This is a genomic window from Vagococcus silagei (assembly GCF_004795745.1).
Classification (GTDB): domain Bacteria; phylum Bacillota; class Bacilli; order Lactobacillales; family Vagococcaceae; genus Vagococcus; species Vagococcus silagei.
Genome location: NZ_SDGV01000010.1, coordinates 97,363 through 122,834, shown reverse-complemented (window position 1 = coordinate 122,834; position 25,472 = coordinate 97,363). Strand labels below are relative to the sequence as shown.

Here is a 25,472-nt window from a genome sequence, read left to right as displayed (position 1 = left end):
CTATTCATGCATGTGTCATTTTGTTGGAAACTGGTATTAAATTACCATGAATTTAACATTTTATTATCTCAAAAAATAAAGAAGCCCTAAAATCACAAGGATTTTAAGACTTCTAAATTGATTATAAGATGAATATCTTACTTTTAATTCGGATTATGATATTAATTGTTTAACTAAAGCATTAACTTTTTGACCATCTGCCTTACCTTTAGTTTGGGGCATAACAATCCCCATAACTTTTCCAAAATCTTTCATTGAAGTGGCACCAGAAGTATCAATCGCATTTTGGATTAATGTTTCCAGTTCTTCATCAGATAATTGTGTAGGCAAATATTTTGAAACAATATCGAGAGCATTTTGTGCTTGAGCAATCAAATCTTGACGACCTGCTTTTTCAAACTCAGTTAACGCTTCTTTTCTTTGTTTCACTTCTCGGGATAACACGGTTAATTCTTCATCAGAATTTAGCTTACTTCCTTTTGCTATTTCTTCATTTTGTAATAAAGCTTTTACAATACGGAGGATTGCCAATGCTTCCTTGTCTTTACTTTTCATCGCTATTTTTATATCACTATTAATTTCTTCAAATAGTGTCATAATATCAGATCCATTCATTAAAACTAGTATTTTTTACGCTTTCTTGCAGCTTCAGACTTTTTCTTACGCTTAACACTTGGTTTCTCGTAGTACTCACGCTTGCGGTACTCTTGTAAGGTACCAGTTTTTGACACGGAACGTTTGAAGCGACGAAGAGCGTCATCTAATGATTCGTTTTTACGAACAACAGTTTTTGACATGTAAATTCCCTCCCTCCAAACTTTAGGTAACCGTTTTTCATATATATATAAACAAAAAACTGTTCGTTATATATTATAACTAATTGTGATTTTTCAGTCAACTATGAGTTTGACTTTTTTAAACATTTATCACATTTTCCTAATATTTCGAAACGATGATCTGTAATTTCACAATCCGGTAACTGTTCTGTGAAAAAATTCATCGGACACATATCAATCTCTCTTGTTGCCCCACACGACAAGCATATGAAGTGGTGATGGTGATGCGAATGCTCACATACATCACAGTGAAATCGATATTTTTTCTCACCCATTAGTTCTGTTTCCTCAAGTAAAGATAATTTTGTAAAATCTTTTAAATTTCGATAGACAGTATCATAGCTCATGCCTTTATATTTTTGACTCATAAAATCAAAAACTTCTGTCGCACCAATATAACGATTTTCTTCTGCTAGATACGTTAAAATTTCTTCACGACGTTTCGTGTATTTCAAACCGTTATCTTTCATAATATCTAGTGCTTCTTTTATTTTAACTTGCATATTGGCCCCCTTGAACTTGCTTACTCATCATTCATTATATGATATAATGGGGAGAAAGTAAAAAGTAAAGCGAGGAATCACAATGTCTGAACAAACAATTTATATTTATATTATTTCTGATTCTGCTGGCGAAACTGGAGCTAAACTATCCGCTGCTGCGATGGCCCAGTATGAAAATTTAGATGTTACAATTAAAGTTATTCGAAAATCGTTTATTGATAATGAAACAGACTTAATGGTCGCTCTTGAAAGAGCTAAAGAATTGAATGCCATTGTTCTTCAAACTTTAGTGTCCGATGAACTGGTTGAAGTTGCAGTTAAATTTTGTCAAAAGAATAGTCTCTTTAATCTTGATGCGATGTCACCACTGATGTTTGAATTATCACGTCGGTCTGGTTATGAACCCTCTCGTGTGCCCGGAGCAAGTCATTTTTTAAATAAGAATTATTTTGATCGTATGAGTGCAATGGAATTTGCTGTTAAGTACGATGACGGTAAAGATCCAAAAGGATTTCTTGATGCTGACATCGTATTATTAGGTGTCTCACGAACGTCTAAAACACCACTCAGTTTATTTTTAGCAAATAAAAATATTAAAGTTGCCAATTTGCCGCTAATCCCAAGCGCACATATTCCGAAGCAACTTTGGGAAGTCGATCCCAGTCGAATTGTTGGTTTAACTAATGACCCTCAAGTATTGAATACAATTCGACGTGAAAGAATGAAAGCTTACGGATTAAATCCTGATACAGCATACTCAGATATCGACTCGATCAAAAACGAATTAAAATTTGCGAACGATCTTTATGAAAAAATTGGATGCTTAATCATCAACGTAGCACAACTTTCAATTGAAGAAACAGCCTCTATTATCATGAGTGAATTAGAAATCGTTCAATAGGTATGAAAAATTAATGTAAAAAAAAGAGGCTTTGGCCTCTTTTCCTTTTTAAAAAACATTAATTGTATAACTTGCTTCAAAAGTCTCATTTAATTTCAAGCAATTAATACCATATTTATCCTCAATATTTCCAGTCGCTTCCAAGGAATCAGCGATACCCCACCACGGTTCAATACATACAAATGGTGCATCTGTCATATATGGACTCCAAAATCCAACAAACGGCGCATCTCGATAAGACACTTCCACGCCATGCTTCGTTGCATCTGATAGAATTCTAAAAGTATTGTGGCCAGAAGTTCTTAAGACTAGCGCATCTTTTTCGAACATTTCTCGATTAATAACAATATCAGTATTTGTTTGGGCCAATGTTGCATGCTCTAAATCAATGAAAGGACCCTCTAATGGTAACATTGTTCGACTTTTAGATGGTGTGAAAGATAGATAGTAATCTTCAAATGAGGTATTTTCAACCAAAGGCACATTAAATCCAGGATGGCCGCCAATGCCGAAATACATTTCCTCACTTAAACTATGAACGACATAGCTTACCTTCAATGATGCTTCAATAAGTTCATATGATACTTTCAAATCAAATTCAAAAGGATAATTTCTTAATGTTTCTTCATTGCTTTTAAGTAAAAATGTAACTTGTTGATCAGTTTCTTCGACAATTGAAAACAATAAATCACGCGCAAAGCCATGCTGCGACATGTTATATTTTTTTCCTTGATATTTGTATTGATCATTTTGTAATCGACCAACAATTGGAAATAAATTAGGCGCACTTCTTCCCCAATATTTTTGTTCACCTTGCCAGATATATTCTAATCCTGAACTTGCAAGTTTAAAACTTGTTAATTCTGCACCATGTGGACTAATTTCAACTTCACATTTTTCATTTTTTAACTTTACCAACTTTTGACACCTCCAAAAATTCAAACCTTAAATTAATTCAGTTTTATCTAACTCTGCCTTAAAGTAAGTATTTACAATCTTGATGTAAGTACCTTTCATGCCTAATGATCGTGTTTCAATGACACCTGCAGATTCCAATTTACGCAACGCATTCACAATCACCGAACGTGTAATTCCAATTCTATCAGCAACTGTTGAAGCTGTTAACCGTCCTTCAGGTCCGTTTAATTCTTCAAAAATAGCCTTGACAGCTTTTAATTCACTATAAGATAGAGTATTAATTGCCATCTGTACCGCTGTTGTTTCATGAATAGAACGTTCGACTTCGCGCGAGTGTTGATAAAGAATTTGCATCCCAACAACTGTCGCACTATACTCAGCAAGAATTAAGTCCATTGTATCAAATTTTGCACCCAAACGTCCAAGAACAATTGTTCCAAGATGCTCACCAGCACCATAAATAGGAACAATTGTCGTAAACGCTTCAGAGGCTTCATCACGAAGCTCAATTGGGAACACTGTTAAATCATTTGTTAATGGGATGTTTTCTTTTGTTTTGTGAATCGCACCTAACATCATTGTGTAATCTTCAGGTAATTGTTGTGCTTCTAACATATTTTTAATGCGATCATTGTTGACATGATGCATAACTATATAACCAATAATAGACCCCACTTGATCAACAATATAGACATTACAATCTAAAACATCACCTAAAATATCTGCCATTTGATTGTATGGAAGTTCTGTATGAATATTTAGCGTATTTTCTTTTTGTAGTAATTCGTTAATCATTCTCGTTTTACTTAACAACGACTCCATGACGTTTCCGCCTCTCTAAATTCAACCTTTTTTTATAGAATGTATCGACTTAAATCTTCGTCAATTGCAATTTTATTTAATTTATCATCTACATAACTTTCTGTAATTGTGATTTCACCCATATGCATATCGGATGCTTCAAATAATAAGTCTTCTAATAATTTTTCTAAAATTGTATGTAGACGACGCGCTCCGATGTTATCGGTTTCACTATTTACATCATACGCAATTTTTGCGATTCGTTCAATCGCTTCTTTCGTAAAGATGACATCAATATTCTCTGTTCCTAGTAAGGCAATATATTGTTTAATCAATGCATTATTTGGCTCAGTTAAAATACGAACAAAATCTTCAGCAGTTAAATCTTCTAGCTCAACACGGATTGGGAAACGACCTTGCAATTCAGGGATTAAATCACTTGGTTTGGTTAAGTGGAATGCCCCTGAGGCAATGAATAGAATATGTTCCGTTGAGATTGAACCATATTTTGTATTCACTAAAGAGCCTTCAACAATCGGTAAGATATCTCTTTGAACTCCTTCACGTGAAACTTGACCGTTATTTTCTGACTTAGAAGTGATTTTATCAAACTCGTCGATAAAAATAATACCATTATTTTGGGCCAATTTAATTGCGTCACTATGAATATCTGCTTCGTTGACTAATTTTGAAGATTCTTCATTAATTAGTATTTCCCGTGCTTCACTCACTGAAACAACACGTTTCACTCTTTTCTTCGGTGTTAACGCATTTAAAGTATCGTTTAAGTCAATCCCCATTTGTTCAAGACCATTATTCATCGTTGGTGTATTTTTCTTTTCTTCAACTTCAATCGTAATTTCACGATTTTCTAATAAGCCTTTTTCAAGTTGAGATTTAACAGTTTCACGACTCACTCTAACAGATTCTGTTACTTCTTCTTTTTCTTCTTGAACTTCACCACCTTGAAGACCATTCATCATTTGCATCATTGCTTCAAATTGGTTTTGATTTTTCTTACTTTCTTTTTTGATGCCAGGTACAAGTAATTTCACTAAGCGTTCTTCTGCTTTTACTTTTGCTTGCGCGTATACTTGATTGTGTTTTTCTTTTTGAACAATTGAAATACTCGCTTCAACCAAATCACGAACCATTGATTCTACGTCACGACCAACATACCCAACTTCAGTAAATTTAGTTGCTTCAACTTTTACAAACGGCGCGTTCACGATGCGAGCTAAACGACGCGCGATTTCAGTTTTACCAACACCTGTAGGACCGATCATTAATAGGTTTTTAGGTGTGATTTCATGTTGCATTTCTTCATCTAAAAGCATTCTTCTGTAGCGATTACGAAGTGCAATTGCGACAGATTTCTTCGCAACATCTTGTCCAACAATATATTGATCTAATTCTTTAACTATTTCTTTTGGTGTTTTTTGCATTGAATTCATATAAAACTCTCCTTAAATTTCTTCCAAGATAATATTATGATTGGTATAAACACAAATATCAGCAGCAACATTAAGTGCTTCTTTAGCAATTTCACCTGCAGACATATCAGTGCGACCATTTCGTTTCATTGCTCTCGCGGCAGCTAAAGCGTAATTTCCACCAGAACCAATCGCCAAAATACCATCATCTGGAGCAATTACTTCACCTGTTCCAGAAACGACAAGCATTTCTTTATCATTCATGACGATTAGCATCGCTTCTAATTTTTGCATCATCTTATCACTGCGCCATTCCATTGCCAATTCTACGGCAGCACGCATCAAATTACCTTTGTATTGATTTAGTTTTGCTTCAAATTTCTCTTCAAGATTGAAGGCATCTGCAACGCTACCAGCAAAGCCAACGACAACTTCATCATTATAAATACGGCGTACCTTACGAGCTGTTCCTTTCATTACGACAGATTCACCCATCGTTACTTGGCCATCACCTGCCATTGCAAACTTACCGTCTTTTTCTACTGCACAAATTGTTGTTGAATGAAATGTTGTATATCCCATAGTAATTCTCCTAATCTTTAATAATATAATAATACCTTAAGCACGCGGATGAAAATTACGATAACTTTTTTGTAAATTTTCTGTTGTTACGTGTGTATAAATTTGAGTTGATGATAAACTTGCATGTCCTAATAATTCTTGGACTGTTCTCATATCTGCTCCATTATTCATGAGATGAGTTGCGAAAGTATGACGTAACATATGAGGATGAATATCTGAAGTTAAGCTACTTTTCTTAACAATCTCTTTCAAAATATATTGAATTCCTCTAACAGTTAACGGTTTACCTCTTGCATTTACAAATAAGAAGTCATGCGTTTCTGTCAATGGAGCGATTAAATTTTGACGTGCACTTATTAAATAATTTTGTATTTCCTCCATAGCGTAGGATCCAAATGGCACATAACGATCCTTATTCCCTTTACCATGAACTAGAAAGACTTGATGGTCAAAATCAATGTCACCGATTTTTAAGTTGACACATTCGGAAACACGTAACCCCGAACCATACAAAACTTCCAATAAAGTTCGATTCCTAACTTGTAAAGCTTCATCTCCCTCAACAGCCTCAAAAAGAGCTGCCATTTCCTTCTCGTAAAAAAAGCGAGGTAATTTAGTCGATCCTTTCTTCAAATGAATAAGCTCGAAGGGATTTTCGACAATCACATTTTGCTTTAATAAAAAGTTATAAAATGAACGTAAGCTAGAAATTTTTCGACTAATGGAATTTCGACTGTATTTCCTATCGTATAAAGCGCTTAAATAAATTCGAACATCTTGCGTTGTAATCATAAGATAATCATCGCTACCAGTCTCTTTAAGAAATTCAAAAAAATCATTAATATCTTCTTCGTAAGCCAATTGTGTTAAAACTGAATAGTTACGTTCAAGATCAAGATATCTTAAAAAATTTGCTAAATTTTCCATATAAAAATTCCCTTCTTGATTTCACACGATAAATGTATCACACTCGTGTTTTTAAAACAAATGAATTGTCAGAATTTAATGATTTTTACATAAAAATGACACAATTTATTCAAAAAATTAGCAATCGGATGTAACAACTGCTAATTTTGATTAAAAAAAATAGCCGCTCCATCATACACCGACTATTTTTGCTTTAATCTTTATTTACTCATCGACTTCTTCGATGACTTGATTTGCGAGAAGTTTACTAAAATTCTCCGCTCCAACCTTATTCATATGAACATTATCTTCCTCTAACCAGTCATTATGCCCAGCAGATGCTGTCTTCCAATCAAACAGATGTGCATTCTTGTAACGTTGAACTGTTTGATTTAATTCATCATTAACCGATTTTTGCCAATAACGTTCAACCATAGTATTAACGAAGAATACAGGTCGATCACCTAATTGACCCATTAAATTATCAACATCATTAGAACTAAAAGCACCATTGGTTCCTAACACAATAATTACAGCATCACCCAGTTGATTATTATCAACTAGTTTTTTCACTGCTTGTGACGATTTGTTAAATTGACGTCCAACTTCAGCATCTACAATTAATTTAGGAAAAATAGTCTGCAAGCTTGGCGCAGCACTTAAGAGAACAGAGTCGCCAATCGCAGAAATATTTAATTGTTGTGCTTCTTGATACTCTTCAGGTGTGATTTCTTCAGATTTTTGTTCAGTTGATTCTGTTTCTGATTTCTCTTTTTCTTTTTCACTTGAAGACGTTGTTTCTTTCGTCTCAGTTGTCTTTGTTGTTTTTGAATCTTCTGGCTTGGGTTTATTTTCTTTGTTTTTTGTCTCAACCAACTTTTGATTTTCCTCAAGTTGTTTTTGAAGTTTTAAACTATCTTCAGTTTTTCCAGTTGAGGCTTGAACAAAACTAACTGAGAATAAAATCATCGAGATAATTACCAAACTTGCACCAATTTTTTGGCTAACTGATCCGAAATTGGTTTTCAAATTAGACAAATCAATTTCATAATGACGCAATAAAAAGACAAGTTGATAGAACAATTCTGAAATTGATAAGATTAAAATAATTTGAACTGTAAAATGTAACCACGGTAACGATCCATCCAACTTCATTAAGGATTCATAAATAATCATCACTGGAAATTGAACCAAATAGATCTCGTAACTTCTTGTTCCAATCCATTTTAAAATCACATTAGTCATTACTCGATTTGCAAACGGACTCTGAATAATTGTAAATAAAAATAGTGTTGATACTAAACTAAAGACAAACATTCCACCACGATACACAATATTCAAAGTATCACCTAAAAATACAAAGCCAAGAATGATTAATACAAATGTCGATAGAAACATCCAAATGCCGGCACTCATTCTAAATTTCTTCAGTTTCAAACTATTTTCTCGCATCCACAATGATAAGTATGCACCCATTAAGATCGAGAATAAACGGGTATCTGTTCCGTAATAAACACGATTAATTGATTCCGGTGTATAAAGAATAATCATTGCTGACGCAGATAAAATAATTAATATGCCTGTAAGGCGCTTTAATAACTTACCAGAATTATCTTTAAACATCGTAATAGCAACAATAATTGGCCACGTCAGGTAAAACTGGCCTTCAATAGAAAGTGACCACAAGTGTGTAAATGATGAGTGATTTGTAAAACGATCAAAATATGAAGCGCCATTGATGATCTGCCAAAAATTATTTACATTTAATAAACTTGTAGTCGTAATTCCTCTAAAATCATTTAAAAAAGTTTTTGGTAAAAATACTGCGATTGATCCAAACACTAGAAATAATAAAATTAACGAAGGGTAAATTCTTCTTGCCCGTCGACGGTAAAAATCAAGTAATTTTATTTTCTGTCGATTGGCCCATTCACTCAAAAGAATATCTGTCATTAAATATCCAGAAATAACAAAAAATAGTGGTACCCCTAGGTATCCTCCAGGCATTTTATCTGGTAACAAATGATATATAATTACACCAATCACAGCAATCGAGCGCATTCCGTCAATTCCTGTAATGTATTTTCTATTTGCCATAAATGTCAATCATCCCTCATTCTTTATAATAAAAATTATTCGTAACAAATTTGTTGCAAATATTGCAAATATTTCATTGTATTTCAAAGTATTCATTATTAGTTTTTCAAATAAATATATTATATTTTACCTTTAAAGACACAAACTTTCTATTTGTGGCATTAAAATTAATCAATGAATAGATTGTAACATATTAGTAATAATAAAGAAATAATAAGTAGAAAAAACGAGCAAATTAAATTTGCTCGCAAGTTATTTTTATATAATCAAATTGTTACTTTTATTTTAAACTGGCTTTCGAATTGATTTGCATTCTTTTTTCAAGAATTGGGATTATTTTTTTATAAGTCACGCCAAAGATAAGACTAACAAATACGCCTTTAATTAAGTTAAATGGAATAACACCAAAAATAATCATTTCAGACATCGGCATCTCGAAGTTTAATTTTAAAACGAACAAGTATATCGGTAAAATGACAAAATAATTTGCAACTGCCATAAAACCTGTTAAAAGTAACGTTGAAACAAAAGTTCCTGTTACTAATCCTTTGATATTATTTTTCTTTTTCATAAAGAAATGTATTGGCAACAGAAAAAGAACCGACGCAACAAAACCTGTCGTATTTCCAATCAAACTACCTAAATCTGCGCCACTCATAACATAGTTCAGCAACGAACGAATAAACGCAATGATAATCCCTGAAATCGGACCGTAAATTAATGTGCCAATTAAAATTGGAATATCACTAAAATCTAGTTTCATCCATGGAAAAGTTGGCAAAATAAAGAAATCTAGTTTCAATAATATAAATGCCATTCCTGCAAGTAACGATAAAACCACCATTTTTTCCGTTTTTGTTTTTCTCATCTGAAAATCCTCCTATGGATCATCTCCCGAGACTATTTAAGGATACAAAAAGGCGCCGTTTTCGTCACACAAAAGCATAACAAAACAGCGCTCACTTGATTGCATTCTCAAATAAGCTCTATCTTCTTTACTCCAGACTTTAACTGTCGGTTTTGGAATTTCACCAAATCGGCTTTACAAACGGTTTGTAAAGTTCGTGGACTATAACCACCGGTCGGGAATTACACCCTGCCCGTGAAGACGACCTTTATTTATTTTTATATAAGTTCATTATAACTAATTTTTAGTAAGTTGCAATTACTTTGTCTGACGTGTATGACGACGACCTGTTTTTAAGCCTTTCGCATCAACTGTCAACTGACTTACTTCTTTTTTTGATAATTCACGATATTCGCCTGGATTTAAACCTGTTAAGGTCAAATGACCAATTTGTTCTCTTTTCAATTTTAAAACTGGAAAACCAATCGCTTCAAACATTTTCTTAACTTGATGATTACGACCCTCGTGAATTGTTAATTCAACAATCGCCGTTTTCTTTTGAATGTCTGATGATTTTAATTTAGCGACTGCAGGCGCAGTTTTACGTCCATCAATTTCAACACCTGTCTCAAGAGCTTTTAAGTCCTCTTTAAGTGGGTTTCCTTTAACTTTTGCAATATAAATTTTTGGCACTTCATGACTTGGGTGAGTTAGTAAATTAGAAAACTCACCATCATTTGTCATAAGCAAGATACCTGAAGTATCAAAATCTAAACGTCCTACTGGAAAAATACGTTCATGAACACTTGGGAAATAATCTGTCACAACTGAACGTTCACGATCATCACTGACAGCTGAAATAACACCCTTTGGTTTATAGAATAGGAAGTAAACAGGTTCTTCTTGATAAATCGGAACACCATCCACTTCAATTGCGTCACTAGCAGATACTTTTACCCCTAATTCTGTCACCAATTGACCATTGACTTTAACTCGACCTTCTGTAATCATTTTCTCTGAATTTCTTCTTGATGCGACACCGCAGTGCGCCATTACTTTTTGTAATCTTTCCATTATTATTCCCCCATCTCAGTTTTGTTTTCGCTATCTATCTCATCAAATTTTTCTTTAAAACGATCGAAGAATAAATCATTTGGAATCGCTTTTTCTGCTTCTTCTTCAAGTTCTGTTATTGCTGGAAGACTACTCAGGTCTTTTAATCCAAAGTAATCTAAGAAATAAGGTGTTGTTCCGTAAAGAATTGGTCTTCCCGGACTATCTTTACGGCCTTTTTCAGTAATTAACTGACGCGAAATTAAGCGTTGAATCGAACCAGAAGAATTCACACCTCTGATTTCTTCTAATTCAATACGTGTAATTGGTTGTTTGTATGCTACAATCGCCAAACATTCAATCGCTGCTTGGGACAAGCTCTGCGTCACTGATGATGCTGCAAATTTTTTCAAAAGGTTTGAATATTCTTGTTTAGTTGTTAGCAAAAAGACATTGCCAACTTCTAAAATACTCATTCCCGATAATTCATCATCATGATATTTTTTTATTAATACCTGGATCAAGTCATATGTCTCGGACGTAGAACAACCAATCACATGTGCTAATTCTTCAAGCGTCACTCCTTCATTACCTGATACAAATAGTAAGACCTCAATTTGACTTAATTTATTCATTGTTTTCCTCACTTACCACTAACAACAAGCCAATTGAATTGGTTCATTGATATTTTCTTGATAGGCTCTAATCTTCCCATCTTTCATTAATTCGAGCATTGCCATAAAAGTTGTTACAACTTCTGTTTTGGTTCTCATTTTAAAGAGCGAAACAAAATCAATGGTTTCATGTTTATCTAATAAAGAAATTGTTGTTAATAGTTCATTCATCTTATCTTCAATTGTATAAGAATCACTTGTAACATTAACCTCAATTAGCTCTTGAAGCTCTTTTCGATTTACCACATCATGAAACGCAAGAAATAAATCGATAATCGTCACTTCATTAGGTTTCATTTTAGGAACTTCATCGCGATATTCATCGAGATTGGTTGCTTCTTTTGTAAAGAAACCTTCTCTTTCTTCTTCTCGCTCTTTTAAAATGGTCGCGGCATACTTAAATTTCCGGTATTCTAAAAGTTGATTTACCAACTTCTCACGCGGATCTTCTTCATAAATTTCGTCATCATCAAAGTTGACTGCAACCTGGGGTAACAACATCTTACTCTTAATCGACATTAACGTTGCCGCCATTACAATATACTCACCTGCAACTTCCAAATCAAGTAATTGCATTGAACGAATATAAGCCATGTATTGTTCGGTAATTTCTGCGATTGGAATATCGTAAATATCAATTTCGAGTGTTTTTATCAAATGAAGTAGCAAGTCAAGTGGCCCTTCAAATACATCTAATTTTATCTTTAATTCTTCCATTATTTACCTCTATCTATGCTCTTGGAAAATACTGTTTGTAGACATCTGTCATTCGCTTTTTGCTAATATGTGTATATATTTGTGTTGTTGAAATATCCGCATGACCTAGTAACTCTTGGACAACCCGTAAATCGGCACCATTCTCAAGTAGGTGTGTTGCAAAGCTATGGCGTAGTGTATGGGGCGTTACTTCTTTTGTAATACCTGCTTCTACGACATACACTTTTAAATTTTTCCAAATTCCTTGTCTTGAAAATCCAGTTCCTTGATAGTTTAAAAATAGATAGCCTTGATCTTCATTCGCTTTTAGAACTAACGAAGGACGAACTTCATCCAAGTACTGTTCAACCCAACTAATTGCTGTATCTCCCAAAGGAACAATTCGTTCTTTATCACCTTTACCAACGGTCTGTAATAAACCTAATGATAAATGTAAATTATCTAATTTTAAATTAATTAGTTCGCTGACACGTAATCCCGTTGCATACATCACTTCAAGAATAGTTCGGTCACGAATTCCCAAAATAGTCGTCGTGTCTGGCGCTTCAATAATACGCTCAACTTCCTCTACTGATAACGTTTGTGGCAAATGTTGTTGCTTTTTCGGTGTATCAATATGTTGCATTGGATCCGCCTCAGCGTATCTTTCTTGACGTAAGAATTGATGAAAACGACGTAAACTTGAAATCATACGAATAATTGTCGCAGAAGATTTGTTATCCTGTTTCATTTGTTCGAGAAAGTCCAAAATAAAATATCGTGAAATATCATCCCACGATGTTACATTTGCTTTTTCTAAAAATAATAAATAACTTGTTAAATCGCGACGATAACTTAATATAGTATTTTCTGATAAGCCGCGCTCAATTTTTAAATAATGAAGATATTCTTCGAAATCGTTTTTCATCGCTATCCCTCACTAACTTATTCATTTTAACAGCTTTTATGACTTAATTCTATTATTATGTAAACTATTTTAAAAAAAATGTCCGAGGTCATAGACTTTTAATCGTCTAACATATACAATAAGAATATTGCACAGGAAAGGAGTGGGACCCGAGTGTTTCCCAAATTAAAAGTAAATCCACACTTAAAGTTATTTCGTCTAATTGGTGTCAACGGCGATAAATATACAACAAAATTATCAGACTTTTATGAAGAAAAAAAACGGATTTATTTACTTTCACTCATGATTTGTCTTCCTCCGATTATTGTTCTTTCCGGGTTCTTTTATTTTATCTTGAGAGATCAATTTCATATCTTGCTTATTGTTTTAACAAGCCTATTTATTTTAGGATTTTTCATCATAGCACTTCCTGCCTACCTCACATCTCAACGTGAAACAGCAAAAATGGAGAAAGAATTATTTCATGATATTGAAACTCATCTCACAGAACTTGCAAACCAAGACTTCTTTTCAAAAGATGCTAAAGCAAAACGACTGCTCAATCAAGAGTTTCAAATTGCAAAACTTCAACCTGTTAAACAAGAGCACATTCAACAAATCTTACAAAATGAAAAACTTAGCTATACAACTCTTTACTATCGCCACCTTAAAACTAAAGAAATTGTCAAAAAGCAAGTTGTCTTTTACGAAAAACAGCCACTAAAACCAATTGTTTTAGCCACTATCTTCCTTCAAGACGATTCAAAGCGTTTCTTAATCCAAGTTCAAATACCTGTTGAATTCGAGTTAGTTAATGGCCTTGTTAGTGAACAGATTGTTTATCTTGATAAATCTGACTATATTGTCAATCCGAAAATTCTAATTGACCAATATCATTTTAGAAAACTTTATCAATCCAAATAAAAAATAGTGAACAAAATTGAGTTGAAGAAAACCTCTTCACAACATTTTCGTTTACTATTTTTTTATTATTTATTTTGACACTTTTGACAAACGCCATGAAAAGTTAAGCGGTGATCTTTAACTTTGAAATGAAAATCATGTTCAACGATCACTTCAACTTCACCTAATAAATCATCTTCAATTTCTTCAATACTGCCACATTCAAGACAAAGCAGATGGTGATGAAAATGTTTAGCACCTTCTTTACGCATATCATAGCGTGCTAAACCATCATTAAAGCTTACTTTATCCAAAATTTTTAGATCTGTTAACATTTCTAAAGTTCGATAAACAGTTGCCAACCCAATTTCTGGTGTCTTTAATTTTACAAGCATATAAATCTCTTCTGCTGATAAATGATCTTTTTCATTTTCTAGTAAAACTAAAACAGTTGATTCTCGTTGAGGTGTCAGCTTATAGTTTGCTTCATGTAGTTGCTTTTTAATTTTGCTTAACATTTTTACATTCGCATCCATTTTAACATCTCTTTCTTATTTATAATTAATATAATATAGGTAATAAAAACGACTGAATTCCCTTATTAAATTATAATTTATCTAAAGAGTAATTGCAACCATTCTCAATTAAAATTAACCTTTATTGACCAACTTTGTCATCCCATCTTCTTGAACAATCAACCCTTGTTTCATCAGAGATCCTAATGCCCGTTTAAATGATGCTTTACTAATCGCGAAGCGTGCATTAATATCTTCTGGAGTTGACTTATCAGTAAACGGGATCGTACCATCCTCACTGTTATTAAGAAACGTCAAAATCATTTGGGCATCGTCGCCTATTACTTCGTAACCACGTGGTCTTAATGATAGGTTTAAGACTCCATCTGGTCGTACTCCAATGACACGTCCACTGACTTCTTGACCTAAACGTGGTTCCATATCACGCTCTGACGGATGAATAAAGGCAATATAGAAATCATCAGTCAAGACATATGTTCCAACTAATTTAACACGATAAACTAAGCCTTTTACATCTTTATTTTGCATCGCTTCTTGATTCGCTGCACGTGACATCGCTTTAAAGTGAGTGTCCTCAGCTAAAGTTACCCATACACGTTCTTTTTCATCTACTTTGATTTTTACAAGGACATGATCACCTTTTTTAGGCCATAATTCTTTCATTGCCGGTAACTCATCAACCGATAAAACAATTTCCTTATCATCTAGTCCAATATCGACAAAGACACCTAAATCTTTTCTCTGCGCTACGACAGTCGCAAAAGCATAATGATCTTGTCGAACTTTTGGAATTTTAGTTGTGAATCGCAATTGGTCTTTTTGATTTCGATAACCAAACCCTTCAACAAACTCACCAATACTATATTCCGTTCCTTCTGATTTTGCCAATGAAAACGTCATACCATTTTTTTGAATATAATAATATTTGTCATTCTCGTCTGTTACTAAACCTGACCAAACATTTGCTAATAATTCTTTCATTTTTAACACTCCTCGTTCATATTTATTTCTAAGTTCGGGGTTAACGTTTTATATAGATGCGTTAACATTGCACGCGTATCAGATTCTGTGTAATCATCATTCGCGTTTCTTAGGACAGTATATGGTACCCCAATGATGCAGGTTTGAATTTTCGTTTTCAAAATTCCCTGTTTCAAGTAAAATGAGATACGCTTTTCTCTGAGTTTTCGTTCTGCTTCTGTTTTTGCCATTTCGGGTGTCTCACACTCGATCATCAAACATTTTGAACTGTTCTCTGCTAAAATCCATTGTAAGATTTCACTGCCAATTCCCTGGCCTCGAATAGAAGATGTCACGGCGAAGTAGTCCAAAAGATTACTCTTTTCTGACACACTCACAAAACAAGCATAACCAACCATTTCCTTATCTTTTATCGCAAGATACATGATAAAGTGATTTGCGTGATACAATGCTTTAATTTGATCCAAACTTTTTAACTCATCCTCAGGAAAATCATCCTTCATAAAATTAAGATAGACATGTTCAATTTTCTCAAGTGAAGCTTCCAGATACTCCATTCTCTCAAATCCTTTATACTTTCTTCGTTTTCCATCTTACCACGTAGACGCACATATGCATAATCATTTTAAAAAGGGTGCTAAAAATCGTGAATATTTAAACCAAAACGATTTTTAACAACCCTTTTTATTTAAGTTTGTGGTTTTTTCCAGAATAAAGATAAGAGTGCCGTAGCAAACATGACTGCTGCTGACACGTAATATGGATAAAAGTGATTGATATCAAATAAAAAACCTGACATCATTGGTCCAACAATATTTCCAAAACTTGTGAAAGTCGAGTTCAAACCGTTTACAGTTCCTTGACGGTCACCTGCATATCTTGATAGATAAGTCGTAATAGCCGGACGTAGTAAATCAAACGCTAAAAAGATAATAAAGGTACAAATACTCACGATTATCTTGCCATGATTCACTGATAATATCGCAATAAATAGGGCACTCGTAAAGAATCCTAAACGAATCAAGCCCACTTCACCAATTCGTTTAATAATACTATCAAAAAAGACAATCTGACAGACTAAGGCTAACGAGCCACTGATTGTAATTACGATTGCCATCTCCATTGGCGTAAAACCAAAGTTTATTGTCGCCATAATGCTATAGATAGACTCAAAGGCTTGTAACCCAAATGAAGACATGATGATCACAATAAACGGAAATGTAAAGAGGGGGTTCTTTAAAATTTCAAGAATAGATCCTTTTGTATTCACTTGACCATGAACAATTTTTTTCTCAGGTTCTTTTAAAATCATTAATGACAGAATCGCACCACCTAAGCCTAAAATACCAGCAGTAAAGAAAGGCATTCTAATGCCGAAATGAGCGATAAAACCACCTAATCCAGGGCCGATAATAAACCCGCCACTAATCGCGGCAGAAACGAGTCCCATCGCCTTAGGTCGTTCCTCAAACGTTGTCACATCAGCTACATACGCAGTTACGGAAGGCATAATTAGTGCTGCTGCAATTCCACCTAGCCCCCTAGCCAAGTAAAGCAATTCAACTGTTTGACCCAATCCAAAAACAATTTCTGAAATTGAGAAAATAAACATCCCTACAACAATAATCAACTTGCGGCCAACTTTATCCGATAAATGCCCGCCAATTGGAGACACGATAAGTTGTGCCGCTGCAAAAACTGAAACCAATGTTCCCATTGTTGCGCCTGATAAATGCATCTGATCTTTTAAGACAGGCATTACAGGAATAACTAAACCCGCTCCTAGAAAAACTAAGAACAAGTTCATAATTGCAAGATATAGCATTGATTTTTTATTTTCCATAGACTCCTCCCCTTTTTATCAAAATTAGACTAACTTTGTATATTTTACACTATTTCTAATAGAAAAGACTAGCTTTATTTTTTATTATTTTTAACTTCACCTTTTTTTAAAGTTTCCATAAAAAAAGGAGTTTGAGATTTAAACTCAAACTCCTAAAACTTATCGTTATTTAGCTAAAATTAAAGTGTTGATTCACCTTCGAAAACTGAACCATGACGTGGGTCAATTGAGATGATCATTTCATTTTTAACTTTAGTAGTTGCACCTTCAACACCAACAATTACTGGGATTCCTTGTGCGATTGCAACAACAGCTGCATGAGAAGTTAAACCACCTTCTTCAACAACTAAAGCTGAAGCTTTTGAAATAGCTGGCATGTAATCTTTATCAGTTGTTTTAACAACTAAGATTGCATTATTTTTCATCATTTCATTTGCTTTTTCAGCTGATTCAGCAACAATTGCTTTTCCACAAACTGCTTTATCACCAATTCCTTGGCCTGAAGCTAATTTGGAACCAATTAATTGAATTTTCATTAAGTTTGTAGAACCAGTTTCACCAACAGGTACACCAGCAGTAATTACGATTGAATCGCCATCTTTAGCGTAGCCTCTTTCTTTAGCAATTTTAGTTGCTAAGTTCATCATTTCGTCAGTGTTTGTTGTTCTTTCAGCGATTTCTGCATAAACACCCCAGTTAAGAGATAAACTTCTTGCAGCACGTTCACCAAAAGTCATTGCAACGATTTCTGCATTTGGACGGTATTTAGAAATCATACGTGCAGTCAGACCAGATTCAGTTGCCGCAACAATTGTTTTAATACCTAAGTTACGAACTGTATGTCCTACTGCTTGACCAATTGCTTCAGTCATGTCAGAACGATTATGTAATTTAAGAGCATAAGCATCATGTCCCACTAAAACACTTTCAGTTTTAACAGCGATGTTATACATTGTTTTAACAGCTTCTACTGGGTAATCCCCTGCAGCTGTTTCACCAGATAACATGATAGCGTCTGTACCATCATAAATTGCATTTGCAACGTCAGATGCTTCCGCACGTGTTGGACGTGGGTTGTTTTGCATTGAATCTAACATTTGTGTAGCAGTAATTACCGGTTTACCCATAGCGTTACATTTTTTGATCATTTCTTTTTGTACGATTGGCACATTTTCAGTTGGGATTTCTACACCCATGTCACCACGAGCAACCATTAAACCAGCTGAAACTAAAAGAATTTCATCAACGTTATCAATACCTTCTTGACTTTCAATTTTAGAAATAATTTGAATATGTGTTGCTTTTTCTTCTTCTAAAATTTTTGTAATTTCCATTACATCACTTGCAGTTCTTACGAAACTTGCAGCAATATAATCAACATCGTTTTCAATACCAAAACGAATGTCAGCAGCGTCTTTTGCAGTAATCCCAGGTAAGTTGATACTTACATTTGGAACGTTTACGCCTTTTTTATTTTTTAACGTACCTTCGTTTTTAACTTCAGTTACGATTTCATTATTTGCTTTATCTAATGCTGTTACTTGTAAGTCGATTAAACCATCATCTAAAAGAATGTGACTACCAACTTCTACGTCGTTAATTAAATCGCCGTATGTAATTGAGAATTTTTCTCTTGTTCCTTCAACTTCTGTCATTGAAATACGAACACTATCACCAGTATGGAATTCTACTTTTCCATCCTTCATGTCGTTAGTACGGATTTCAGGACCTTTTGTATCTAATAAAATTGCAATTGTTTTATCTGTGATCTTCGCTGCTTCACGAATATTCTTAATTCTTTGGCCATGTTCTTCAAAATCACCGTGTGAAAAGTTCAAACGCGCAACGTTCATTCCAGAATTCATTAACTCTACTAAAGTTTCCACTGATTCACTAGCTGGTCCAATTGTACAAACAATCTTTGTTTTTTTCATTACAAAACGCTCCCTATGTATTATTTATCTAAAATAGTAAAACTTATTAGGTCATATAATTAGTAAGAAATTTGATGGTTTAAATTGTATAAACTTACATCAGGTTGATGCTTCTTACTTTCCAATGTTTCAACAATGTCAGAGGCAACAACTTGATTGTTTAAAATACCAATACACAATCCGCCACGGCCTTCTTTTAATAAATCAACTGCATAAGAACCAAATTTACTTGCTAAAACGCGGTCACGTGCTGTTGGTGAACCACCACGTACAACGTGTCCTAAAACTGATACACGCGCATGGAAATCACCATGCTCTTTCAATTGTTCTGCAAACTCATGACCATTCATTACACCTTCAGCTAAAATAATTAAACAGTGTTTTTTACCACGGTCACGACCATCACGAACTCGTTTAGCAACTTGAGCCATATCAAAATTATGTTCTGGGATGACAATATCGTCCGCTCCACCAGCAACTCCTGCCCATAAGGCAATGTCTCCAGCATTACGTCCCATTACTTCAATAATAAATGTACGTACATGTGATGTAGCTGTATCACGAATACGGTCAATTGATTCTAATACTGTATTAATCGCAGTATCAAATCCAATCGTAAAATCTGTACCTGGAATATCGTTATCAATTGTGCCTGGAATTCCAATTGCTGGGAAACCACGTTTAGTTAACGCTAATGCACCATGATAAGATCCATCTCCGCCGATAACAACTAATCCTTCAATTCCGAATTTGTTCAATTGTTCAATACCTTTTAATTGTCCTTCTTCAGTAGAAAACTCAGGATAACGTGCAGAATATAGAACAGTACCACCCCGTTGGATAATATCACCCACATCTGGTGTATCAATTCGTCTAATATCTCCAGCAACTAATCCAGCATAACCATAGTTAATCCCATAGACTTCCATACCTTCAAAAATTGCTTTACGTGCTACTGCTCGAATGGCAGCATTCATTCCTGGTGCATCTCCACCACTTGTTAATATAGCGATGCGCTTCATACAATCTTTCACCCCTACTAAATTATAATTAACAATCCTAATAATGTAAAAAATACTTAAATCCAAAGACATAATACCATTTTTTTTGATAAAAGTCTTTTATTAATCGAAAAAAACTTGAAAAATTTTTGAAAACTACATTTCGGGTTGTTCTAATGCCAAATAGGAAATTTTATTTTCAACTATTTACTGAAAAACAATCGAATCTTCACCTAGTAATTTAGCTATAGCTTGGGTTAATTCCTCAGTCTGTGACACCCAAAATTTCGAATCTAACATCATCTTTTGCTTAGTGTCAGCAAAAAACAAGATAACCGGATGCTCTCCTTGATTTTCTTGAAAAAGCTGTTTCAATTTCGCCAAAATCAATGGCGTATTCATTTCGGCTGGAATTTTGATAAAACACTTCACTGTGTCACGCGCTTCTGCAAGTGTGTCTGCAGGTACGATTTTGGTTACGATTAATTGATTCTTGCGGGAATATTGACTATATTCAATGCGTCCTTCCACATAGTAAACAATTTTTTCTGGTAAATTAAAGTTAAGTTCACGATAGAGTTTAGGAAAAATTGTCAATTCGATATTTCCGGTATGGTCACTGCCATTTAAAAACAGCATAGACTCACCTTTTTTCGTTCTAATTTTCTTAGAATCAGTGATATATAGTAACATTTGAACTTTTTCATTGGTTATTACTTCATGACAAAGCTTAATGTTATAAAAGGAACGTTGTTTCTTGTATCGCTCTGTAGGATGGCTTGAAACATAAGTTCCCAAAAACTCGACTTCTTGTTCCAATTTTTCTTCTTCGGAAAAGTCACTTACTTTATCACCCTTCAAACTTAAAAAGCCTAAAAGATCGATACTCCCACCACTGTATTGAATATTTTGAATTAAACTTGATAAGTCGATAACTAATTGACGCCTATTTCCGTGCAAGCGATCAAAGGCGCCACTATAGATTAAAGGCAAAATATATTCTTCCTTCAACCATTTTTTATCTAAACGAATTAATAAATTTTCTAGTGAAGAAAATGAGCCACTTTGTTTTCTTTCATCTATAATTTGACGAATCAGATCACGACGCACTCCTTTTATCGAAGAGAAGCCCATTAAAATCTTGCCTTTATGACTTATAAAACCATATTGGCTATCATTAATACTAGGCGGTAGAATCGCAATTTGTTGCTGTCTTGCTTCATTAAAATACTCTACTGTTTTTGCTTGTGAGTGTTGCACTGAATGCAGTAATGAAGCAAAAAAGGCAAGCGGATAATGGACTTTTAGATAGGCCATTTGATAAGCCAAAACAGAATAAACAACAGCATGCGAACGGTTAAATCCATAATTTGCAAATTTTTCGATATAAGTATACACATTTTCACTAATTTTATTTGTGTACCCATTCGAAATGGCACCTTGGACAAAATGTTGTCTCTCTTCATCTATAATCGCTTTATCCTTTTTACTAATCGCACGACGCAAGATATCAGCTTGACTCAGTGAATAACCTGCCATCAATGAAACTATTTTCATCACTTGCTCTTGATAGACGATGACACCATATGTTTTTTCAAGAATTGGTTGTAAATCTGGTGTTAAATAATCAATCGGCGCCTGACCATTTTTTCGTTCGATAAACAAATCAATATTTTGCATTGGACCAGGTCGATACAATGCATTGACAGAAGTAATATCCTCAATAGACGTCGGTTGTAATTTTTTCAAAACTTTCTTAATACCAGGTGACTCAAATTGAAAAATACCGTCCGTCAAACCATCTCTAAACAAGGCTAGTGTATGTGTATCATCAAGCGGAATGTCAGTTAAGGTCAATTTTTCTTTTTGCGAATAATTGATATTTTCAAGTGTTTGGTTGATAATTGTCAAATTTCGCAAACCTAAAAAGTCCATTTTCAAAAGACCAACTTTTTCAACATCACCCATTGTAAATTGTGTTAAAGGTATTTCTCCGGAACCAGTTTGAAGTGGTACTTCATTAGTTAAATCATGATCCCCAATCACAACTCCTGCGGCATGTGTCGACATATGTCTAGGTAACCCTTCTAGCTTCAATGCAGTTTCAAAAATCAAACGATTTCGGTCAGAAAATTCAACTAGCTTTTGCAAGTTATTTGATTGTTTTAATGCATCACTTAAAGTAATTTTCAAAACATTTGGAATTGATTGCGACCATTTATTTGACTCAGCTTGAGATAAGCCAAAAACACGACAAACATCGCGTAAAGCTTGCTTAGCTGCCAATGTCCCAAAAGTAGCAATTTGTGCGACTCGTCGATTTCCATATTTTTGATGCACATAATTAAGAATGTACTCTCTTTTATTATCTGGAATATCAATATCAATATCAGGCATTGTAAATCGCTCGGGATTTAGAAATCGCTCAAATAGCAAGTCATATTCAATCGGATCAACTTGCGTAATTTCTAAACAATATGAAACTAGCGAACCTGCTGCCGACCCCCGACAAGCTGTAATAATATTTTCATCGCGCGCATATTTCATTACATCCCAGACTATTAAAAAATAATCATCATAGCCCATTTGATGGATGACAGAAAGTTCATAATTTAGTCGTGCGGCGTAGTCTGGATGAAAAGCTAGACCTCGCTTTCTTAATCCTTCCTCACTTAACATCTTTAAAAAATCCACAGCAACTTCGTCATGCGGTGTTTGATATTTAGGAAGCAACGTCTGATGTTTAGGTATCTCAACTTGACAACTTTCAGAAACGATTTCGTTATTTCTCAGAGCCTCTTCCAAATCCCTTTCCTTAAAGAAAGTAAAAATTTCTTCACTAGTTTTGAAATACTCTGGCCCCTGCTTTTCTTTTAAGTGATATACATTCATTGTCTGACCTGAGTCAATATGACGCAATACTTTATAATTAAAATAATCTTCCGTTTTTAAATATTTAACTGGATGCGTCGCAATTTTTTTAAATGGTAAACTTTTTATCTGTTCCTCTTCTTCACTAAACTGACTATCTGTATGAGGTAAACTATGATAAACATCAATTGATTTCAATGATTCTTGATATGTTTCTTGCCAAATATTTCGCGACTCTTCACTATTATAAACTGTAGTTAGGTTTAACCACTCACTATTTTCCCAAGGTATGATTGCTATTACATCTGCCAGTAAAGGTTTCACGTCACTTAATTCTAAAGTACGTGCCTTTTCAAAGTACAGTGTTACTATTTTTAATAGATTTTGATAGCCATCTAAATTTTTAGCCAACAATACTATTTGATAGTTCTTACCTTCAATAACCGAGGAAACAAAATCAATTGTCACACCAATAATTGGTTTAATGTCATACTTCAGACAGGTTTTTTCAAAATCCAAAACACCAGACATCGTATTCAAGTCTGTAATAGCCAGCGTTGAAAAGCCATGCTGTTGACTTTTTTTAACAAGTTCTTCAATGCGATTGGTACTTTGCAATAACGAATAACTTGTCAATAATTGAAGTTGTCCTAGCAACATTTTGTAACCTCCTTTTTTACCCTCCATTGTAACATAAAATATTGTGTGATAGATTCACGAAGTTCTTTACTTTTAGAGTAACTCTTGCTAAAATTATGTTCGAAGAGAGGTGCTAAGTCATGAAGAAATTAATTGTTTTAGGATGGTCATTCCTTTTAGGTCAAGTAGTTGGCTATATTGGAGGTGCCCTTAACGGCGGCTCTTACGATTTCGTAAAAACTACTATCGTTTCCTTAATTGCTGGAGTTTTAATCATGCTAATTGGCGAAATTTCAATTCCAAAGCAAAATAAAAAACAACAAAAAACACAAAGTTAAAAAATAAAGCGATCCAATCAACATATTTTAAATGTTGATTGGGTCGCTTTTTCTTTTTATCAAATTTTCTCACGTTTAAACAATGTTTTTCTAAAGGTAAATAAAGTCAATGCTATATTAGATGCAATTAAAATACTAGTTGCAATAAATACTGAGCGATAACCGTAAAATCCAGCCACTGCTGATCCAACCAATGGACCTGCAACTTGACCTAAGTTAGTAAACATCTGATTAAAACTAAACACACGACTCACACCTTCAGCTGGTGTTAGTTTACTGATTAATGTATTTATTGATGGCATCAATGCTCCCGTTGAAAATCCCAAAAGAAATCTCAGTAAACCTAGTTGAAAAGTTGACTTAACAAAGGCCATTGGTAGGATACATAGAAATGATAAAATCAAACCTGCAACTAGGATTTTTTGATTACCAATCCGATCACCTAGTTTCCCTAAAAGCGGTGACGAGATAAAGGCAGAAAGGCCTGCTACAGAAACGATCATCCCACTTACAAAGAGAATGTTACCACGTTCACCACCAATTTCACGAATGAACAATGTTAAAATGGGACTAATACTTGTCATGCCAACTTGTAAAATCAGTGTTGTGATAAATAATCCAATTAAAACTTGTAAATTTTTAACTTGCACGAATACTTCTTTGGTGGATAACATATTTTTTTTCTCAACTGGCACAAAATCTTCTTGAACAAAAAAGATCGTTAAAATTGTATTAATCAATAAAATAATTCCTGTCACAATAAAAACATTCTTAATCCCAACGGTTTGCGCAAGAAACCCACCCATTAAAGGACCAATTAGATTACCCGCCACAGCTCCCGTTGCCAAAGTTCCAAGTGCCCAGCCATTTCGTTCAACCGGTGCCTGAGACGCAATCATGGCTGTCGCATTTGGAATATAGCCAGATAGTGTTCCTGTTAAGAAACGCATAATCAATAGCCACGTTACATTTGGTACAAAGGCTAATGATCCCATTGTAACCATCATACCGACTGCTGCACGAACCATCATCAACTTTCGACCTTTGCGATCGGCAAGAACGCCCCACATCGGTGACACCACCGCTGCTGACAATGCTGTCACACTAATCGCAAGGCCGGAATAAAACTCAATTTTATTTTTGGGCGCACCCAATTGTTCAATGTAGATTGGAATAAAGGGCATTACAAGACTAAAACTTGCTCCTGTAAAAAAACATCCAATCCACGCAATATACATATTTCTTTTCCAATCAACTTTTTTTACCATTTAA

Annotated in this window: 25 protein-coding genes and 1 riboswitch; of the genes, 3 read left to right on the top strand and 22 right to left on the bottom strand. The window is 34.3% G+C overall.

The window, feature by feature from the left end; all coding sequences use genetic code 11:
- Nucleotides 1-153: 153 nt before the first annotated feature.
- The 3 genes from ESZ54_RS04270 to ESZ54_RS04260 form a co-directional block, all read right to left on the bottom strand.
- Nucleotides 154-597 carry a GatB/YqeY domain-containing protein gene (locus ESZ54_RS04270; RefSeq protein ID WP_136136442.1) on the bottom strand — a complete coding sequence of 148 codons (444 nt, stop codon included), beginning with the start codon at nt 595-597 and terminating at the stop codon, nt 154-156.
- Nucleotides 598-620: 23 nt separating this feature from the next.
- Entirely contained in the window at nt 621-797 is a 177-nt protein-coding gene (gene rpsU / locus ESZ54_RS04265; RefSeq protein ID WP_071456767.1) for a 30S ribosomal protein S21, read from the bottom strand.
- A gap of 101 nt (nt 798-898) precedes the next feature.
- Nucleotides 899-1,339, bottom strand: coding sequence for a Fur family transcriptional regulator (locus tag ESZ54_RS04260; protein WP_136136441.1), 441 nt, complete (start codon nt 1,337-1,339; stop codon nt 899-901).
- Nucleotides 1,340-1,421: 82 nt separating this feature from the next.
- Here ESZ54_RS04260 and ESZ54_RS04255 point away from each other — a divergent pair, with 82 nt between their 5' ends.
- On the top strand, nt 1,422-2,240 hold the full coding sequence (locus tag ESZ54_RS04255; protein ID WP_136136440.1) for a pyruvate, water dikinase regulatory protein: 819 nt from the start codon (nt 1,422-1,424) through the stop codon (nt 2,238-2,240).
- A gap of 48 nt (nt 2,241-2,288) precedes the next feature.
- Here the strand turns inward: ESZ54_RS04255 and ESZ54_RS04250 are convergent, their stop codons facing one another.
- The 11 genes from ESZ54_RS04250 to xerD form a co-directional block, all read right to left on the bottom strand.
- Nucleotides 2,289-3,158 carry an aldose 1-epimerase family protein gene (locus ESZ54_RS04250; protein ID WP_136136439.1) on the bottom strand — a complete coding sequence of 290 codons (870 nt, stop codon included), beginning with the start codon at nt 3,156-3,158 and terminating at the stop codon, nt 2,289-2,291.
- A 27-nt stretch (nt 3,159-3,185) separates the two neighbouring features.
- Nucleotides 3,186-3,980 (bottom strand): GTP-sensing pleiotropic transcriptional regulator CodY, encoded by a 795-nt coding sequence (gene codY / locus ESZ54_RS04245; RefSeq protein ID WP_136136438.1) that lies wholly within the window; start codon nt 3,978-3,980, stop codon nt 3,186-3,188.
- 32 nt (nt 3,981-4,012) lie between these two features.
- Nucleotides 4,013-5,413: an ATP-dependent protease ATPase subunit HslU gene (gene hslU, locus ESZ54_RS04240; protein ID WP_136136437.1), complete on the bottom strand. Its 1,401-nt coding sequence runs from the start codon at nt 5,411-5,413 to the stop codon at nt 4,013-4,015.
- A gap of 12 nt (nt 5,414-5,425) precedes the next feature.
- The gene (gene hslV, locus ESZ54_RS04235; protein ID WP_136136436.1) at nt 5,426-5,974 is read right to left on the bottom strand and encodes an ATP-dependent protease subunit HslV; all 549 of its coding nucleotides are present in this window, start codon (nt 5,972-5,974) and stop codon (nt 5,426-5,428) included.
- A gap of 36 nt (nt 5,975-6,010) precedes the next feature.
- The gene (gene xerC, locus ESZ54_RS04230; protein WP_136136435.1) at nt 6,011-6,901 is read right to left on the bottom strand and encodes a tyrosine recombinase XerC; all 891 of its coding nucleotides are present in this window, start codon (nt 6,899-6,901) and stop codon (nt 6,011-6,013) included.
- A gap of 204 nt (nt 6,902-7,105) precedes the next feature.
- Nucleotides 7,106-8,977 (bottom strand): acyltransferase family protein, encoded by a 1,872-nt coding sequence (locus ESZ54_RS04225; protein ID WP_136136434.1) that lies wholly within the window; start codon nt 8,975-8,977, stop codon nt 7,106-7,108.
- Nucleotides 8,978-9,257: 280 nt separating this feature from the next.
- Nucleotides 9,258-9,845 (bottom strand): ECF transporter S component, encoded by a 588-nt coding sequence (locus ESZ54_RS04220; RefSeq protein WP_136136433.1) that lies wholly within the window; start codon nt 9,843-9,845, stop codon nt 9,258-9,260.
- A 116-nt stretch (nt 9,846-9,961) separates the two neighbouring features.
- Nucleotides 9,962-10,091: riboswitch (FMN riboswitch) on the bottom strand.
- 51 nt (nt 10,092-10,142) lie between these two features.
- Nucleotides 10,143-10,898 carry a pseudouridine synthase gene (locus tag ESZ54_RS04215; RefSeq protein WP_136136432.1) on the bottom strand — a complete coding sequence of 252 codons (756 nt, stop codon included), beginning with the start codon at nt 10,896-10,898 and terminating at the stop codon, nt 10,143-10,145.
- Between the two features lie 2 nt (nt 10,899-10,900).
- Nucleotides 10,901-11,512, bottom strand: coding sequence for an SMC-Scp complex subunit ScpB (gene scpB / locus ESZ54_RS04210; protein ID WP_136136431.1), 612 nt, complete (start codon nt 11,510-11,512; stop codon nt 10,901-10,903).
- An 18-nt stretch (nt 11,513-11,530) separates the two neighbouring features.
- Complete coding sequence (locus ESZ54_RS04205) at nt 11,531-12,268, bottom strand: segregation/condensation protein A (RefSeq protein WP_136136430.1); 738 nt, start codon at nt 12,266-12,268, stop codon at nt 11,531-11,533.
- Nucleotides 12,269-12,281: 13 nt separating this feature from the next.
- Nucleotides 12,282-13,175, bottom strand: coding sequence for a site-specific tyrosine recombinase XerD (xerD, locus tag ESZ54_RS04200; protein WP_136136429.1), 894 nt, complete (start codon nt 13,173-13,175; stop codon nt 12,282-12,284).
- Between the two features lie 153 nt (nt 13,176-13,328).
- Between xerD and ESZ54_RS04195 the strand changes: the two genes are divergently transcribed.
- On the top strand, nt 13,329-14,078 hold the full coding sequence (locus ESZ54_RS04195; RefSeq protein WP_136136428.1) for a hypothetical protein: 750 nt from the start codon (nt 13,329-13,331) through the stop codon (nt 14,076-14,078).
- Nucleotides 14,079-14,143: 65 nt separating this feature from the next.
- Here the strand turns inward: ESZ54_RS04195 and fur are convergent, their stop codons facing one another.
- From fur to dnaE, 7 genes are all read right to left on the bottom strand, one after another.
- A complete protein-coding gene (gene fur / locus ESZ54_RS04190; RefSeq protein ID WP_162615091.1) occupies nt 14,144-14,593 on the bottom strand; it encodes a ferric iron uptake transcriptional regulator in 450 nt (149 codons plus the stop codon).
- A gap of 114 nt (nt 14,594-14,707) precedes the next feature.
- On the bottom strand, nt 14,708-15,574 hold the full coding sequence (locus ESZ54_RS04185) for a CvfB family protein (RefSeq protein ID WP_136136427.1): 867 nt from the start codon (nt 15,572-15,574) through the stop codon (nt 14,708-14,710).
- 2 nt (nt 15,575-15,576) lie between these two features.
- Nucleotides 15,577-16,131: a GNAT family N-acetyltransferase gene (locus tag ESZ54_RS04180; RefSeq protein ID WP_136136426.1), complete on the bottom strand. Its 555-nt coding sequence runs from the start codon at nt 16,129-16,131 to the stop codon at nt 15,577-15,579.
- Nucleotides 16,132-16,262: 131 nt separating this feature from the next.
- A complete protein-coding gene (locus ESZ54_RS04175) occupies nt 16,263-17,417 on the bottom strand; it encodes an MFS transporter (protein ID WP_136136425.1) in 1,155 nt (384 codons plus the stop codon).
- Between the two features lie 179 nt (nt 17,418-17,596).
- Nucleotides 17,597-19,351 carry a pyruvate kinase gene (pyk, locus tag ESZ54_RS04170; RefSeq protein ID WP_136136424.1) on the bottom strand — a complete coding sequence of 585 codons (1,755 nt, stop codon included), beginning with the start codon at nt 19,349-19,351 and terminating at the stop codon, nt 17,597-17,599.
- A gap of 59 nt (nt 19,352-19,410) precedes the next feature.
- Nucleotides 19,411-20,373, bottom strand: a complete 963-nt coding sequence (gene pfkA, locus ESZ54_RS04165; RefSeq protein ID WP_136136423.1) for a 6-phosphofructokinase — start codon at nt 20,371-20,373, stop codon at nt 19,411-19,413.
- A 186-nt stretch (nt 20,374-20,559) separates the two neighbouring features.
- Nucleotides 20,560-23,883 carry a DNA polymerase III subunit alpha gene (dnaE, locus tag ESZ54_RS04160; protein WP_136136422.1) on the bottom strand — a complete coding sequence of 1,108 codons (3,324 nt, stop codon included), beginning with the start codon at nt 23,881-23,883 and terminating at the stop codon, nt 20,560-20,562.
- A 119-nt stretch (nt 23,884-24,002) separates the two neighbouring features.
- Here dnaE and ESZ54_RS04155 point away from each other — a divergent pair, with 119 nt between their 5' ends.
- Complete coding sequence (locus tag ESZ54_RS04155; protein WP_136136421.1) at nt 24,003-24,200, top strand: YjzD family protein; 198 nt, start codon at nt 24,003-24,005, stop codon at nt 24,198-24,200.
- Nucleotides 24,201-24,259: 59 nt separating this feature from the next.
- Here the strand turns inward: ESZ54_RS04155 and ESZ54_RS04150 are convergent, their stop codons facing one another.
- Nucleotides 24,260-25,468, bottom strand: coding sequence for a multidrug efflux MFS transporter (locus ESZ54_RS04150; protein ID WP_136136420.1), 1,209 nt, complete (start codon nt 25,466-25,468; stop codon nt 24,260-24,262).
- Between the last annotated feature and the right edge of the window lie 4 nt (nt 25,469-25,472).

Coding starts and splice junctions, on each gene's coding strand:
- ESZ54_RS04270 (WP_136136442.1), bottom strand. CDS start 597: ATGACACTATTTGAAGAAATTAATAGTGATATAAAAATAGCGATGAAA.
- rpsU (WP_071456767.1), bottom strand. CDS start 797: ATGTCAAAAACTGTTGTTCGTAAAAACGAATCATTAGATGACGCTCTT.
- ESZ54_RS04260 (WP_136136441.1), bottom strand. CDS start 1,339: ATGCAAGTTAAAATAAAAGAAGCACTAGATATTATGAAAGATAACGGT.
- ESZ54_RS04255 (WP_136136440.1), top strand. CDS start 1,422: ATGTCTGAACAAACAATTTATATTTATATTATTTCTGATTCTGCTGGC.
- codY (WP_136136438.1), bottom strand. CDS start 3,980: ATGGAGTCGTTGTTAAGTAAAACGAGAATGATTAACGAATTACTACAA.
- hslU (WP_136136437.1), bottom strand. CDS start 5,413: ATGAATTCAATGCAAAAAACACCAAAAGAAATAGTTAAAGAATTAGAT.
- hslV (WP_136136436.1), bottom strand. CDS start 5,974: ATGGGATATACAACATTTCATTCAACAACAATTTGTGCAGTAGAAAAA.
- xerC (WP_136136435.1), bottom strand. CDS start 6,901: ATGGAAAATTTAGCAAATTTTTTAAGATATCTTGATCTTGAACGTAAC.
- ESZ54_RS04225 (WP_136136434.1), bottom strand. CDS start 8,977: ATGGCAAATAGAAAATACATTACAGGAATTGACGGAATGCGCTCGATT.
- ESZ54_RS04220 (WP_136136433.1), bottom strand. CDS start 9,845: ATGAGAAAAACAAAAACGGAAAAAATGGTGGTTTTATCGTTACTTGCA.
- ESZ54_RS04215 (WP_136136432.1), bottom strand. CDS start 10,898: ATGGAAAGATTACAAAAAGTAATGGCGCACTGCGGTGTCGCATCAAGA.
- scpB (WP_136136431.1), bottom strand. CDS start 11,512: ATGAATAAATTAAGTCAAATTGAGGTCTTACTATTTGTATCAGGTAAT.
- ESZ54_RS04205 (WP_136136430.1), bottom strand. CDS start 12,268: ATGGAAGAATTAAAGATAAAATTAGATGTATTTGAAGGGCCACTTGAC.
- xerD (WP_136136429.1), bottom strand. CDS start 13,175: ATGAAAAACGATTTCGAAGAATATCTTCATTATTTAAAAATTGAGCGC.
- fur (WP_162615091.1), bottom strand. CDS start 14,593: ATGGATGCGAATGTAAAAATGTTAAGCAAAATTAAAAAGCAACTACAT.
- ESZ54_RS04185 (WP_136136427.1), bottom strand. CDS start 15,574: ATGAAAGAATTATTAGCAAATGTTTGGTCAGGTTTAGTAACAGACGAG.
- ESZ54_RS04180 (WP_136136426.1), bottom strand. CDS start 16,131: ATGGAGTATCTGGAAGCTTCACTTGAGAAAATTGAACATGTCTATCTT.
- ESZ54_RS04175 (WP_136136425.1), bottom strand. CDS start 17,417: ATGGAAAATAAAAAATCAATGCTATATCTTGCAATTATGAACTTGTTC.
- pyk (WP_136136424.1), bottom strand. CDS start 19,351: ATGAAAAAAACAAAGATTGTTTGTACAATTGGACCAGCTAGTGAATCA.
- pfkA (WP_136136423.1), bottom strand. CDS start 20,373: ATGAAGCGCATCGCTATATTAACAAGTGGTGGAGATGCACCAGGAATG.
- dnaE (WP_136136422.1), bottom strand. CDS start 23,883: ATGTTGCTAGGACAACTTCAATTATTGACAAGTTATTCGTTATTGCAA.
- ESZ54_RS04155 (WP_136136421.1), top strand. CDS start 24,003: ATGAAGAAATTAATTGTTTTAGGATGGTCATTCCTTTTAGGTCAAGTA.
- ESZ54_RS04150 (WP_136136420.1), bottom strand. CDS start 25,468: ATGGTAAAAAAAGTTGATTGGAAAAGAAATATGTATATTGCGTGGATT.